The sequence below is a fragment of the Hymenobacter perfusus genome (genome assembly GCF_003944765.1).
GTDB lineage: Bacteria > Bacteroidota > Bacteroidia > Cytophagales > Hymenobacteraceae > Hymenobacter > Hymenobacter perfusus.
The window spans coordinates 518464-532126 of sequence record NZ_RWIU01000001.1 but is presented as its reverse complement, the minus strand read 5'-3'; the positions used below and the strand labels follow the sequence as shown (position 1 = coordinate 532126).

General features: G+C 62.9%; 11 protein-coding genes. 7 read left to right on the top strand and 4 right to left on the bottom strand.

What is annotated here, in order from left to right; translation table 11 throughout:
* Positions 1 to 6 precede the first annotated feature (6 nt).
* The 4 genes from EI293_RS02265 (at position 7) to EI293_RS02250 (ending at position 4241) form a co-directional block, all read left to right on the top strand.
* Entirely contained in the window at positions 7 to 393 is a 387-nt protein-coding gene (locus EI293_RS02265) for a hypothetical protein (RefSeq protein ID WP_125435324.1), read from the top strand.
* A 136-nt stretch (positions 394 to 529) separates the two neighbouring features.
* Complete coding sequence (locus EI293_RS02260; protein ID WP_125435322.1) at positions 530 to 2818, top strand: TonB-dependent receptor; 2289 nt, start codon at positions 530 to 532, stop codon at positions 2816 to 2818.
* Between the two features lie 236 nt (positions 2819 to 3054).
* Positions 3055 to 3249: a hypothetical protein gene (locus EI293_RS02255; protein WP_125435320.1), complete on the top strand. Its 195-nt coding sequence runs from the start codon at positions 3055 to 3057 to the stop codon at positions 3247 to 3249.
* Between the two features lie 134 nt (positions 3250 to 3383).
* The gene (locus tag EI293_RS02250; RefSeq protein WP_170170211.1) at positions 3384 to 4241 is read left to right on the top strand and encodes a murein L,D-transpeptidase catalytic domain family protein; all 858 of its coding nucleotides are present in this window, start codon (positions 3384 to 3386) and stop codon (positions 4239 to 4241) included.
* A 440-nt stretch (positions 4242 to 4681) separates the two neighbouring features.
* Here EI293_RS02250 and EI293_RS22460 read toward each other — a convergent pair whose 3' ends face one another.
* Positions 4682 to 7048: an alpha-amylase family glycosyl hydrolase gene (locus EI293_RS22460; RefSeq protein ID WP_125435316.1), complete on the bottom strand. Its 2367-nt coding sequence runs from the start codon at positions 7046 to 7048 to the stop codon at positions 4682 to 4684.
* Between the two features lie 306 nt (positions 7049 to 7354).
* Here EI293_RS22460 and EI293_RS02240 point away from each other — a divergent pair, with 306 nt between their 5' ends.
* Complete coding sequence (locus EI293_RS02240) at positions 7355 to 8182, top strand: murein L,D-transpeptidase catalytic domain family protein (RefSeq protein WP_125435314.1); 828 nt, start codon at positions 7355 to 7357, stop codon at positions 8180 to 8182.
* Positions 8183 to 8410: 228 nt separating this feature from the next.
* On the opposite strand, the gene EI293_RS02235 is transcribed toward EI293_RS02240, so the two are convergent.
* The 3 genes from EI293_RS02235 to EI293_RS02225 form a co-directional block, all read right to left on the bottom strand.
* On the bottom strand, positions 8411 to 9481 hold the full coding sequence (locus EI293_RS02235; protein ID WP_125435312.1) for an Ldh family oxidoreductase: 1071 nt from the start codon (positions 9479 to 9481) through the stop codon (positions 8411 to 8413).
* A 160-nt stretch (positions 9482 to 9641) separates the two neighbouring features.
* On the bottom strand, positions 9642 to 10592 hold the full coding sequence (locus tag EI293_RS02230; RefSeq protein WP_246010509.1) for a Ppx/GppA phosphatase family protein: 951 nt from the start codon (positions 10590 to 10592) through the stop codon (positions 9642 to 9644).
* A gap of 113 nt (positions 10593 to 10705) precedes the next feature.
* Positions 10706 to 11590 (bottom strand): class I SAM-dependent methyltransferase, encoded by an 885-nt coding sequence (locus EI293_RS02225; protein ID WP_125435310.1) that lies wholly within the window; start codon positions 11588 to 11590, stop codon positions 10706 to 10708.
* A 178-nt stretch (positions 11591 to 11768) separates the two neighbouring features.
* Between EI293_RS02225 and dapF the strand changes: the two genes are divergently transcribed.
* The gene (dapF, locus tag EI293_RS02220) at positions 11769 to 12569 is read left to right on the top strand and encodes a diaminopimelate epimerase (RefSeq protein ID WP_125435308.1); all 801 of its coding nucleotides are present in this window, start codon (positions 11769 to 11771) and stop codon (positions 12567 to 12569) included.
* Positions 12570 to 12643: 74 nt separating this feature from the next.
* Complete coding sequence (locus EI293_RS02215; RefSeq protein ID WP_125435306.1) at positions 12644 to 13651, top strand: ABC transporter ATP-binding protein; 1008 nt, start codon at positions 12644 to 12646, stop codon at positions 13649 to 13651.
* Positions 13652 to 13663 lie beyond the last annotated feature (12 nt).

The following is a 13663-nucleotide window of genomic DNA, read 5'->3' as shown; positions in this document are numbered from 1 at the left end:
AATCCGATGCTCCGCCACTGTCTTATCCTGCTGCTGTTGCTGCCCTACCTGGTGGGGTTGGGCGCGGGCGTAGTGGGGCGGCCGGAGCCGGTGGGGCCAACGGCCGCGCACCCGTACGTGCACAGCACCGAGTGTCAGCACCGCAACTACCTGCGTCTCGACTGCTTCGATACCTGCAACGGCGACCAGCAGGCCGTGCAGGCGCAGCACAAGGCCGAAAAATCGGCTCAGCTACTGGCGGCCGGCAAAAGCATCGACCTGCATTGCCTGACCGAAACGCCGCGCATTTGCTGCGTGCGGATTACTCCCATCTTCGCCTACCAGCGCCCATCTGAGCCCGGGCTGCTGGTTGGCATTCCGGCCGGTATCGACCAGCCGCCCCGGCAAGGATAAGTGACTTAGCCGCCCGGAAAACGGGTGGCCTGCCGGCTTGGCGCTTTGTGCCCACCGGCTTCCTCTTATCTTCTGACCCGACGCGCTGCTGCATCCGGCTTCTGAGCCGTTGACTGGCGCGTCGTATTTCGGCTGTATGCGCCTTTACTTTTATGGGATTTTACCCGTCGGCCTGGGGCTGGCGGCTTCATTGTGCGCGGCTGATGCCCAGGCGCAAACCACGGCCACCCTGCGCGGTACTGTGGCCGATTCGGCTTCCGGCCGGCCGCTGAACGGGGTGAGCGTGCAGGTGCTCGGCCGCCCTGGGGGCACCGCCGCCGATGCGCTGGGCACCTTCCGGCTGGGCGGGCTACCGGCCGGCACCTACACCGTGCAGGCCAGTGGGCTGGGTTTCGCGCCCCGCACCCAAACACTGACGCTGGCGGCCGGCGCAACCGGCACCGTAACGCTGCGGCTGCCGGCCACCTCGCTCACGCTGGCCGAGGTAACGGTGGCCCAGCCCCGCGACCCGAACCAGAGTCTGGCCGCCATTTCCAACATCGATAAGCTGCTGCGGCCCGTGAATTCGGCTCAGGACCTGCTGCCGCTGGTGCCGGGCCTCGTCATTGCCCAGCACGCGGGCGGGGGCAAGGCCGAGCAGATTTTCATCCGGGGCTTCGATGTGGACCACGGCACCGATTTCAACGTGAGCATTGACGGGCTGCCGGTGAACATGGTCAGCCACGCCCACGGCCAGGGCTACGCCGATTTTCACTTCGTGATTCCCGAAACCGTGGACCAGCTGCGGGTGTACAAAGGCCCGTACACAGCTCGATTCGGGGATTTCGCTACGGCCGGAGCCGGCGAGTTTACCACCAAAACCCGCCTCGACCAAAGCCAGGTAAAAGTGGAACTGGGTCAGTTCGACACCCGCCGGGCCGTGGCCCTGGTGAACCTGCTGCCCCTGAACGGCCACCTGCTGGGCAAAGGCCCCGAAAACGCCTACGTCGCCGCCGAGTACAACTTCACCAACTCCTACTTCGACGCCAAACAGCACTTCAACCGGTTCAACGGACTGGCCAAATACACCGGCCAGCTCTCCGACCGCACCTCGCTGATGCTGCTGGCTTCGCGGTTCAGCTCCCGCTGGGACGCCTCGGGCCAGATTCCGGAGCGGGGCATTCGGGAGGGCGTGATTTCGCGCTTCGGCAGCATCGACCCCACTGAAGGCGGCTCCACCAGTCGCACCAATGCCTCGGCGGTGCTCACTACCGAGCTGCCCCACGAGGCCGTGCTGCGCCAGCAGGTGTACTACTCCCGCTACGATTTCAACCTGTATTCCAACTTCACCTTCTTCCTGAACAACCCGGTAGACGGCGACCAGATCCGGCAGACCGACGGCCGCAACATCTGGGGCTACACCGGCACCTACGAGCGGAATTTCCAGCTCGGCAGCCGCAGCCTGCGCACCACCGCCGGCCTGGGCACCCGCCTCGACGATATTGATCTGGCCCTGCGCAACTCGGTTCGGCGCACCGTCACGGATACCATCGTGACGGGCCGGGTGTACGAGCAGAACCTGAACGGCTACCTCGACGCCACGCTCAACCTCACCGACCGGCTCACGCTCAACGCCGCTTTGCGCGCCGATTACTTCCGCTTCCGGTTCCGCGAAGACCGGGCTGATTCGCTTTCGGGCCGGGCCGGGAAGGCGCGGGTAAGCCCCAAGCTGAACCTGTATTACGACGTGACGCCGGCTGTGCAGCTGTTCGTACGCTCGGGTTTCGGGTTCCACTCCAACGATGCCCGCGCCGTGGTAACCAACCCGGCCGGCAACGTGCTGCCCCGGGCCATCGGCTACGAGGCCGGCAGCACGTTCAAGCCCGTCCCCACGCTGGTCGTGAATACGGCCTTATGGGCCTTGCATTTGCAGGATGAGTTGGTGTATGTGGGCGACGAAGGCGTGGTGGAAAGTGCCGGCCGTACCCGCCGCTACGGCGTGGATGTGGCGGCCCGCTACCAGCTCACCCGCAGCCTGTTTGCCGATGTGGACCTGAATTTCAACCAGGGCCGTTTGGTGGGCGAGCCAAGCTCGGCCAACCGGATTCCGCTGGCCCCCACGTTTACCAGCGTGGGCGGCCTCACGCTGCGGCGGCCCGGCGGCTTCAGCGCCAGCCTGCGCTACCGCCACATCGATTCCCGCCCCGCCAACGAGGACAACTCGGTGCGGGCCAAGGGCTACTTCCTGTTCGATGCCGTGGCCACCTACACCAAGCGCCGTTTTCAGGTGGGCGCCACCGTGGAAAACCTGCTGAACGTGGAGTGGAACCAGGCCCAGTTTGATACCACTACCCGCCTGCGCAACGAGGCCGCGCCGGTATCGGAGCTGCATTTTACGCCCGGTACGCCGTTCTTCGCCAAGCTCAACGCCAGCGTGCTGTTTTAGCGTTCCGGTCCGTCGGGCCAATCCAAGGGCCCCGGTCCGGCGGCTGGAAGCCGTCGGGCCGGTTGTCGTAAGCTGATGTTGTTACGACGTTGTGCCACCGAACCAGGCACAACTGGCCGTGCGCTGATGCTGTTTCAAAGTCGTTCACAGTCAGCATAGGATAACCGGCCCGACGGTTGGAAAAAGCCGCCGGACTGGAACCGACCATCTTTTCTCCCTTTCTAACCTTCTTCCTCATGTCCATTTTCTCGAATTCTTCTCTTTCCGTTGGTCTGATTTCCTCGCCGCTGAACCTGTCAACCCTAGCGGTGCCGGTTGGGCCGCCGCCGGTACCGCTGCCCACCCGGCAGCGGCTGACGGAGCAGCAGGCGGCGGCGCGTTGCCGGAGTCACGCCCGTTCCGCGCCGTATTATTCCGGTAAGCGCTGGTAATGCAAAAGCCTCTTTTCGTGACAGAAAAGAGTCTTTTTACTTGTTTCGGGCGTGCGCCGTCAACGGGGGCAATTCCTGCGGCTTGGATGCAGGCTGCCGAATGCGGATTTTCGGGGCGTATTCATTCTGCTGCTATGGTGCCTGTTCTTCCTTTCTGTTCGTTTTTTCGCCGCTGGCAGTTCGCAGCAGGCCTGCTGCTGGCGGCGGTAGGGCTGGCCGGTTGCCAATCCTCGGCGGGCGAGGCAGTAGTGGCCCGCGTAGCCGTAGCCGCCGCCCCGACTCCCGATTCCGTCGCCGCGCCCGCCCTGCCCGATTCGCTGCGTCTGACGCCGCTGGAGCCGCTGGCCGCCGTGCCCGATTCGCTGCGCCAGGCCGTGCGGCAGTTGCGCGCCAGTCTGGGCCCCGAGGCAGAAATGCTGCGCCCGGAAGTGCTGGAGCGGGCCTGCGTGGGCTACCTCACGCTGCGCCAAGCCGGCAAAATCAGTCAGCCGGGTATTCTGGCTGTGGCCGACATGGATCTGCCTTCCTCCGAGCATCGGCTGTGGGTGCTGGATTTGGGCAAGGCCCAGGTGCTACACCGCAGCCACGTGGCGCACGGCCGGGGCTCGGGCCACCTGCGCGCCCGGCGCTTCTCCAACGTCATGAAATCGGCCTGCACTGCCCTAGGTTTCTACCGTACCCAGGATACCTACGGCGGCAAGCACGGCCTCTCGCGCCGCCTGCGTGGCCTCGACGCGGGCCAGAACGACAACGCCCTGCGCCGCTACGTGGTCCTCCACGCCGCCGACTACGTGAGCCAGCAGCACCTGCAGCGCCACGGCCAGTCCGGCAACAGCCGCGGCTGCCCCGCCCTGCCCCCGGATCAGTACCGCGCCATCATCCGCACGGTAGGGGAGGGCGGCTGCCTCTACCTCAGCGGCCCCGGCCTGGAATCGAAGTGGCTGAATGGTGCCGCCGCCGCCCGGCAGCTGGCGGCGCGGGGGTGGCGGTAGAGGAGAGAATGATTCAACAGCTGCATAACAGACGACCTTGATAAAATATGCGTGGTAAAATTCAAGTCGCAGTTGGATTAGTGCTGATGACAGGTTTTTTTGTTCTGTACATCTTCACGGGTAGGCAAAGAGTTGATCTGTTGAATAATGGAGTGTGCGTTAGCGGTATTGTCAAGAGGTCACACTACCTGAAAAGTACATGGCAAACGAAAGTGCAGTTTCTGTATAGGGGGCGTATGTATGAGAATGATGGGGTCACCTCGCAGGAATGTCAGATTGGAGATTCTGTCCAAGTGAAAATTCTGCCGAATGATCCAAAAGGACCAATGCTGATATCAGATAAGGGGGATGTTATCTGTAGGTAGGACATGATTGGCAATACACAAAAAAGCCCCGCCGGAACAGTCCGACGGGGCTTTTCTATTAAATAGAGTCAGCAGTTACTTCACTACCACCTTCCGGCTCAGGTTCAGCTCAGGTACGCTCAGCAGGTACACGCCGGCGGGCAGGCTCCGCGTTACGCGTAGGCGCTGCTCGGTGGAGCCGGGGTACAGGCGCACCGATTGCTCGTGTACCGGGCGGCCCAACAGGTCCGTCAGCCGCAGCGTGGCTGTCACATCTTTCGGCGACTGTACTACCACGTCGATGCGGTCAGCAGCGGTGGGGTTGGGGTACACGGCCAGGTCGGCACCTCTGACGGTGGCTTCCTTGGTGGCCGTGATGGTGGCTTCGCGCAAAGCGGTGGTGGTGAGGACGGCCGGGGCGGTGTAGGTGGCCTTGATGAAGGCACGCTGGGCCGGGTTGGTGGCCACGGCGTTTTTGGCGCGCAGCGTCAGCCAGCCGGTGGCCGTGGGCGTGTAGGTGCCCACCAGGTTGCCGGTACCGGTTTTGCTGCTCACGATGGTGCTCGTGCCGCTCACCAGCTCCACGGCCAAACTACGCGTAGCATCCGTGGGGAACAAAGTATAGGTGACGGCTTTGCCCGATTGCACGTAGATGCGGCCCGCCGTGCGGTAGGCCGTGGACGAGGCCGGCAGCTGCCCGCCCTGTTTCAAGGACGAGGCGTGCGAGTCACCCAGGTCATCGGCCAGCTCCCATTCCTGCGTAGTGGCCATGGCGGCGCGCACGTAGTTGGTGCCGATGCCCACCGGGGCCCACACCGAGTAGCCGCGCCGGCCGCCGGTGGCTGTGCCGTTGCAGGGCGGCGTGTTGATGCTCACGGTCTGGGAGCCGCTTACTGTGACGGTAGCGGTACCGTTGGCGCCGGAATAGTCCTTGAGCACGGTGCCGGGCGCGAAATCACACGAAACCGTGCTGTTCTGCCAGGTTGAGAAGTTGTCGTTGATGCCGATGAGGGCCTTGGTGCTCCGCTCGATTACGAGGTGGTCGGCAGCCTGCCAGCGCACTTTGTAAGCGCCATCTTTGAAGCGCAGGTTTTGGTGGCACCAGATCAGGTTCTCGATGTCGGAACGCTGGGGCAGGTCCACGGTGCTGGTGGGCTGGTGCGAGTAGCGCTTGCCCGTGTTGCCGATGTTGAACAGGTCCTCGAAGAAAATCTGGGGCGAGCCATCCACGGCCAGCGCGGCGGCATACGCAGCCGAGAGGCGCGGGTCGAACGGGTCGATGTGGGGGGCCAGCTCCGAGCCGGAGTTCCAGCCGGTGTAGTTACCAGTGGCACTCACCTGCGGCCGGAAGGTGTCGTGGTTGTTCACAAACGGCACCGTGCGGTGCACGAACTGCCCGTTGATCTGCACCACCCGCGTGCCCTGCTGGTAAGTTGGCAATGAGCCGATATCGAAGTTGCCGCCCCCGCTCACGATGCTGTACAGCGCATTGCGCAGCGAGAAGTCGAAGGTGCCGGCGCGGTTCTGCACGCCCGCTACCCAGCTGTCCATCTGGCCGCTGCCGCCTACCCATTCGCCCACGGCGTACATGGTAGCGCCGCCGTTGGCCCAGCCGGCGTTGCTTTGCATGTTGTAGAGGAAATCCTCCATGGCAAACTCCGGAAAGTGCTTCACGGCGTCCAGACGCACGCCATCAAAGCCTTCCTGCTTCTTGTACCACACCAGCCAGTTGCGCTGGTTGTTGCGCATGTAGTCGGCTCCCTGCGTCGGGTTGAACGTGGCGTTGGAGCTTTGGCCGTAGGAGCCGTTGTAGTAGCTGATGTCGGGCCCGAACAGAATCTGGTTCTGGTCGCCGGAGGTGGAGTTGTTGCCGGGGTTGGGGTTGAAGTTCTGCCAGTTCTTGGGGAATCGGCCGTTGCGTGCCAGGTAGTTGGCGGCCGTTTCGTCGGTGGCGGGCTTGCTGTAGCTCACGTACCGGAAGTTCTTGTATTTGCTGGTCGAGCCATCTTCCCAGGCAGCCGGATCCTGGCCGCCGCCGCCGGTCTGGGAGCCGGCCCCGTCGTTGTGGTTGAGCACGATATCCTGTACCACCTCAATGCCGTTGGCGTGCAGCACGGCCACGGCGCGCAGCAGCTCGTCCTTGTTACCCATGCGGGTAGCGGTGAAGCCTTTTTGGTACTTATCCCCCAGGTCGTAGTTATCGAAAGGCGAGTAGCCGTTGCCCTGGTTGCCGTTTTTGATGGTAGGCGGCAGCCATACGGCATCAATGCCCATGGCTTTCAGGCGCGGGGCCAGCAGGGCAATGTAGTTGGCCCAGCCGTTGGGGTAGTTGGTGTTCCAGTAGTCCCACCAGTAGCCTTGCAGGACTACTTTTTGGGCTTTGGCGGGCTGGCCGCCCAGAACTAAAAGGGCAGCCGAAGCCAGGGTGAGCTTGCGCCACCAGGAGTTTGTACCGTTGTACATGCGTGGGAATTGTGGGAATTGGTTGGAAAAAGCGGCGGCGAGGGAAGCGCCGGAAGGAGCGAGTTTGGGGTTTCTAAATTCAGGAAATAAATAGTAAAATACCGATGTTCTGTTGCTGGATAATGATACTCTTTTTGCCAATTCAATTCGGGTGGGGAATTAATATATCGGAATCTGCATTATGGCCTTTCCCGTTGTCGGCTACCGCGCCGGCATCCGGAATGCGTAAGTTCTCGTAGAACCCTGCGTGAACGGCCGCTTGCCCGAGGGGCCGTTGTAACCTGAAACCGAAACTGAACTGTGTCGATGGAAAATCAGAGTGTAGTGCGTCGTCAGCGTCTGAAGCGCCGGGCCCGCCGGATGGCGCGTCGGGTATTGCCGTTTGTGGCTTCCCTGTTCCTAGCTACGCCGCTGGCCGCGCCCATGCGCACTAAGGCCGCCCCAACGCCGGGGGCTGAGCTGCGCCTGCCGGCCGTCACGAAAACCACGCTGTTCAACCAGCATCTGCACGACATCTACCGCGACCTGCAGGTAGAACAGCAGGGCCTGCGTTTCGAGGTGTTCGAGAAAGCCATGACCGGTTACCTCAACCTCGAGAAGTCGGGTAAGCTGGGCGAAAAGCAATTGCTGACGGTAGTGGACTTCGGCCTGCCTTCCACCGAAAAGCGCCTGTGGGTGCTGGATCTGGAAGCCAAGCAGGTGAAGTTCCACACGCTGGTAGCCCACGGCCACAACTCCGGCGAGAACATGGCCACAAACTTCTCCAACGAGAATGAGTCGAACATGAGCAGCCTGGGCTTTTACGTGACCGAGGGCGAGTACATTGGCAAGCACGGCCGCAGCCTCAAGCTGCAGGGCCTCGATGAAGGCTACAACACCAACGCCCTGCTTCGTTCCGTAGTAATGCACGGGGCCGACTATGTGAGTGAAGATTTCATCCGTCAGAACGGCCGCCTGGGCCGTAGCCTGGGCTGCCCCGCGTTGCCCATGGACCAGAAGGATGCCATCATCGAAGCTGTTGGCGGCCAGACCTGCCTGTTCCTGAACGGCCCGGATGAATCCTACTCCTCGAAGTACCTGAACCAGGACGTGGCCATGAGCACCCTGCTGGACCGCGACAACCAGATGATCTAAATCACAGATGGGGCAGATGAAGCCGCAGATACCGCAGATTCGTTCTGCTGGTTGATGAAGGCTGATACAGCAGCAAGTTGATACAACGACAGCAACAAAAAGGGCACTCTTAAGCAGGAGTGCCCTTTTTGTTTTTATTAGCTGGCAGAACGAATCTGCGCTATCTATATCATCTGTGATTCAGAAAAGATCTGTGACATTCGCGGCTTCATCTGCACCATCTGTGATTTAGAGACGCACTCCAAACTTGCCGCCTACGGTTTCCAAATCTTTTAGCACCGGCTCCAGCAAAGAAATGCCGTCGATGAGCCGTTTGGAGGAGGTTTCGCGTTCCGGGTCGCCGGGGATGAGGACGGATTTGCCTTCCACGGCCTGCGCTTTCCGGAAGGTGGTAATCCAGTTGTCCATGTGGGCCTTGAACTCGTCGGCGGGGCGGAAGGCATCTACGCGCATGGCCCCGAAGAAGTGGCCCAAGCCCTGGCCCACGGGGTTTGCGGAAGGCTGCAGGAACGCCACGAAGGGCGGCACCCACGGCCCGTAGTTGGCTCCGCTCAGCACCGCCGAGAAAATATCGACCACCGCGCCCAGCCCGTAGCCTTTGTGCGAGCCGGTGGCCCCGCCCAGGGGCAGCAGTGCCCCGCCGTTTTTCACGGCGTTGGCGTCCGTCGAGCCGGTTCCGGTGGCGTCCTGCGCCCAGCCTTCGGGAATGGGCAGGTTTTTGCGCTGGGCAATTTCGAGCTTGCCGTTGGCGGCGGTGGTGGTGGCCATGTCCAGCACAAAATCGGGCTGCTCGCCGGCGGGCACGGCTACCGCAATGGGGTTGGTGCCCAGCAGCCGCTCCAGCGAGTATGTGGGCGCCACCAACGGCGAGGCATTGGTCATGGCAATGCCAATCATGTCGTGGGCCAGCGCCTGCATGGCGTGGTAACCGGCAATGCCGAAGTGGTTGGAGTTCTTCACCGATACCCAGCCAGTGCCCACCTGTCGGGCCTTTTCCAGGGCCACTCGCATGGCTTTCGGGCCGACCACCAGCCCCAGGCCCCCGTCGCCATCCACTACGGCGGTGCTGGGCGTTTCGTAGGTGACGCCCACGCGTGGCGTGGCGTTGATGCGGCCGGCTTCCCAGAGGCGCACGTAGCCAATCAGCCGGGCCACGCCGTGCGAATCCACCCCGCGCAAATCGGCCGACAGCAGGGTTTCGGTGGCGAGGGTGGCGTCCTCATCGGAGCAGCCCATTCCACTGAAAACGGCCTCAGTGAAGGTGAACAGCTGGTTGTAGGAGAAAATGGTAGAGGTCATGTTCGGGATGCAGCCCGCAGCCAGCGCCCCAGGGCTGGGGCTCTGGGCTACTGAGCGAAACAGAAAGACGGTGGATGGAAAGAAGGAAGAAGAGCGGATTCAGCCTCACTAGCCCAGGGCTTCAGCTCTGGGACGCATGGAGCGTCTGGAACGACTTGGGCTACGAATCCAGCATTTCGGCCAGCAGGCCTTCCTTGAGCGCGTAGGCCGAGGTGCGCAGGTGGGTGATGCCGGTCAGCGTGAGCACATAGTCGATGAGCACAGAGGCCACTACTAGCATATCGGCGCGCATGGGCAGGATGCCAGGCAGGGCGGCCCGCTCATCGTGGGGCAGCGTGAGCAGCTGCGCGTAGCTGCGCCGGAAGCTGTCCAAGGCCAGCTCGGTGCTGGGGGGCAGTTCGGCCTCGGTGCGCAACCGGCCCAGCTGCATATCGGCCAGACTATCAAACGAGCCCGACGCGCCCACCAGCCCCACCGGCTGGTGCTCCTGCACGGCGGCAGCCAGCGGGGCCAGCACCTGCTGCAGGTATGCCTGCTCAGCGGCCACGGCCTCGGGCAGGAAAACGCCGCTGGGGTCGGGGAAGAACTGGTCCAACAGCCGCTGGGCCCCAATTTCGAAGCTCTGCTTCCAGAAAATGGTCTGCTCGTTGGCAATGATGAACTCCACCGAGCCGCCGCCGATGTCGATAATCAGGTGCTTTTCCGGCCCAAGTGCCACCGCTCGGCGCACCCCGGCGCAGATCAGCTCAGCCTCCCGGTCGCCGGCAATGACTTCCACCTGAATTCCGGTCTGCTCGAAGATGTCCTTTACCAGTTCCCGGCCGTTGCTGGTCACGCGCATGGCGCTGGTAGCGGTGGCGCGCACGTCCGTCACCTGGTGCAGCTCCATTTCCTCCTTGAAGCCGGCCAGCGTGTGCAGTGCGCGGGCGTAGGGCTCCGGCGCAATCTGGCCCTTGCTGATGCCGCCCTCACCCAGCCGCACGCCCACTTTGGTGCGCAGCAGCGTGACGGGCTGGGCATGGCGCGGCTCGGGCAGCTCCACAATCAGCAAATGAAACGTGTTGGTGCCCATATCAATCAGGGCCAGGCGACGGTGGAGCGGATGATGCACGTTGGAAGAGGGTAGGAGGGTGAAGGGGTAGGAGGGTAAGAGGGTAAGCTTCTCGGAGGAAAGATATTCTCAACTGTTTAACTCCTGAACGCTTACCCTCTTACCCTCCTACCCTAATTGCCGAACCGGCAGAACGTGCCCAGCGGCAGCTTACGGTCGGCCCGGTCGTGCAGGTAAATTTCCCCGATTTCGCGGTTCTGGCGGGCCTGGGGGAATATTTCGTGCACCAGGTTCTCCAAAATCAGGGCCGAGAAGCCCAGGGAGTACAGGTTCACCAGAAAAAAGTGGTCTTCGGGGTCGAGCAGTTCTTTGCAGAGCTTGAGCATCTCGTTCAGCTCGTCTTCCAGCTGCCACTTCTCGCCGTTGGGGCCGCGGCCGTAGGCGGGCGGGTCGAGGATGAGGCCCTGGTACTTGCTGCCGCGCTTTACTTCGCGCTTCACGTACTTCATGGCATCTTCCACCAGCCAGCGCACTCCGTCCAGGTTGGAGGCTTCCATGTTGTCGCGGGCCCAGAAGTTTACCTGCTTCACCGAGTCCAGGTGCGTGACGTCGGCGCCGGCGGCGCGGGCGGCCAGGGTGGCGGCCCCGGTGTAGGCAAACAGGTTGAGCACGCGCGGGGTAGCGGCCCGGCGCTTGCGCGTCTGGTTATAGATGAACTGCCAGTTGGGGTCCTGTTCCGGGAACAGGCCCACGTGCTTGAACGACGACATGCCCAGTCGGAACCGCAGCTTCAGGCCGTCGGGCCGCTCGTAGCCGATAATCCACTGCTCGGGCGTGCCGGGCTTGATTTTCCACTGTCCGCGTTCCTGACTGCCTTTCTCGCGGGTGAAAATGGCGTTGGCGCGCTGCCACTCCGAAGCGGGCAGGTGCGGGTCCCAGATGGCCTGGGGCTCGGGCCGGGCCAGAATGTGCTGGCCGAAGCGCTCTAGCTTTTCAAAGTTACCGGCGTCTAGCAGCTCGTAATCGGCCCAGGGGCTGGTGGTCAGAAACGTGTACATGCCGTAAAGGTAATGAGGGGATGGGGGGAATTATGATAAGATGAATCGTGATGAGGGCATGGGATGAATTGTGATGGAGTAAAGAAAGAACGTCATTCCGAGATTCTTCGCAAGCTCGGAATGACGTTCTTATGTTATCACCTGCCACCTCATCACCCCCATCATTACCTTTGCACCCATGAGCACCACGCTGCACTTCCACAAATACCAGGGCACCGGCAACGACTTCGTGATGATGGACGACCGGGACCAGCTGTTCAATGAGCATAACTACCAGCTGGTACGTCACCTCTGTGACCGGCGCCGCGGCATCGGTGCCGATGGGCTGGTGCTGTTGCGCCCGCACGCGCAACTGGATTTCGAGATGGTGTACTTCAATGCCGATGGTTACCTGGGCTCGATGTGCGGCAACGGCGGGCGGTGTACGGTGGCGTTTGCCCGCCAGTTGGGTGTCATCGAAAACAGTACCCGGTTCATGGCGGCCGACGGTGCGCACGAGGCGCGCGTGGACGCCGACGGTACCGTACACCTGCGCATGCAGGATGTGTTGGGCCAGCAGGAAGTGGAGGAATACGGCATTTTCCTAGATACTGGCTCGCCCCATCTGGTGCGCTTCCAGCCCGCCAGCACTTTGGCCGAGTTGAACGTGTTTGCCGAGGGCCGCGCCATTCGCTACAACGAGCGGTTTCGTGAGAAAGGGACCAATGTAAACTTCGTGGAGGGCCCCGCCTCGCCCGAGCAACCCTGGCAAGTACGCACTTACGAGCGAGGCGTGGAGGATGAAACCCTGAGTTGCGGCACGGGAGTAACAGCCGTGGCCCTGGCCGCCTCCAAGCGCGGGGCCAGCAGCCCTGTGCATCTGCGCACCCCCGGCGGCGACCTACGCGTGGCCTTCGACGCAAAGCCTGACGGTTCCTTCACCAATATCTTCCTCAGCGGCCCCGCTACCCACGTTTTCAGCGGCACCATCACGCTGTAGCGTAGTCCCGCGCCGCGCCGTAGCGCGAAGCAAAGGCTTCATGCTACGGCGCGGCCGTCTTTTTTACTCCCTCTATGCCCGATGCCAACGAATTTCTGACCGTCAGCCACCTGAGTCTGGCCGAGCGCGGGGCTACGGCGCTGCAGGACGTGAGTTTCCGGCTGCCAGCCGGGCGGCGACTGGCGCTGGCGGGGGAGTCGGGGGCCGGCAAGAGTACGTTGCTGCAATGCGTGGCCGGTTTGGTGCAGCCCACGGGCGGCGAAATCCGGTTTGCGGGGCGGCGCGTGAAAGGCCCGCAGGAAGTGCTGGTGCCGGGTCACGAGGGTATCGTGTATCTATCGCAGAAGTCTGATCTGCCCCACTCGCTGCGGGTGGAGCAGGTGCTGCGCTACGCCAACAAACGCCCCGCCGCCGAAGCCGCCGCTGTGTACGAGGTCTGCCGCATCGCGCACCTGCTGCCCCGCCGCACCGACCAGCTTTCGGGCGGCGAGCAGCAGCGGGTGGCACTGGCGCGGCTGCTGCTCTCGGGGCCGCGCCTGCTGCTGCTGGATGAGCCCTTCTCCAACCTCGACCGGGTACACAAGCAGCAGTTGCAAACTATCCTGCGGGAAGTAAGCGAGCAGCTCAGTATCACCTGCCTGCTCGTTTCCCACGACCCCACTGATACGCTGCCCTGGGCTGAGGAAATGCTGGTGCTGCAGCAGGGCCGGCTGGTGCAGCAAGGGCCGCCCGAGCAGGTGTACCGTCAGCCCGTGAACGAATACACCGCCGCCCTGTTCGGCGACTACAACAGCCTCCACGGTCCCGACCTGCGCGCTTTGCTGGCCGCGCCGCGCCGCCGCCTGCCCGCGCCAGTGCTGCTGCTGCGCCCCGAAAGCCTTGTGCTGCATGCCGCCGGGGCCGTCGGCGTGCCGGTCCACGTCCGGGCCGTGCGGTTTCTGGGCAGCTACTACGAGGTGGAGGTGGAACTGCCCGCCGGCACCCGCCTCCGCGCCCGCATTACGGCCAACCCACCCGCCGTGGGCGAGGCCGTGGCCGTGGCCCCAGCCCCCGGTGCGGCCCTTGCTTTTGTGCAGGAATAGGGGGGAAGAGAA

Excerpts from the sequence above, each read along its gene's own strand:
- EI293_RS02240 (WP_125435314.1), top strand. The coding sequence starts at position 7,355 with ATGGAAAATCAGAGTGTAGTGCGTCGTCAGCGTCTGAAGCGCCGGGCC.
- dapF (WP_125435308.1), top strand. The coding sequence starts at position 11,769 with ATGAGCACCACGCTGCACTTCCACAAATACCAGGGCACCGGCAACGAC.
- EI293_RS02265 (WP_125435324.1), top strand. The coding sequence starts at position 7 with ATGCTCCGCCACTGTCTTATCCTGCTGCTGTTGCTGCCCTACCTGGTG.
- EI293_RS02215 (WP_125435306.1), top strand. The coding sequence starts at position 12,644 with ATGCCCGATGCCAACGAATTTCTGACCGTCAGCCACCTGAGTCTGGCC.
- EI293_RS02250 (WP_170170211.1), top strand. The coding sequence starts at position 3,384 with ATGGTGCCTGTTCTTCCTTTCTGTTCGTTTTTTCGCCGCTGGCAGTTC.
- EI293_RS02225 (WP_125435310.1), bottom strand. The coding sequence starts at position 11,590 with ATGTACACGTTTCTGACCACCAGCCCCTGGGCCGATTACGAGCTGCTA.
- EI293_RS02255 (WP_125435320.1), top strand. The coding sequence starts at position 3,055 with ATGTCCATTTTCTCGAATTCTTCTCTTTCCGTTGGTCTGATTTCCTCG.
- EI293_RS22460 (WP_125435316.1), bottom strand. The coding sequence starts at position 7,048 with ATGTACAACGGTACAAACTCCTGGTGGCGCAAGCTCACCCTGGCTTCG.
- EI293_RS02260 (WP_125435322.1), top strand. The coding sequence starts at position 530 with ATGCGCCTTTACTTTTATGGGATTTTACCCGTCGGCCTGGGGCTGGCG.
- EI293_RS02235 (WP_125435312.1), bottom strand. The coding sequence starts at position 9,481 with ATGACCTCTACCATTTTCTCCTACAACCAGCTGTTCACCTTCACTGAG.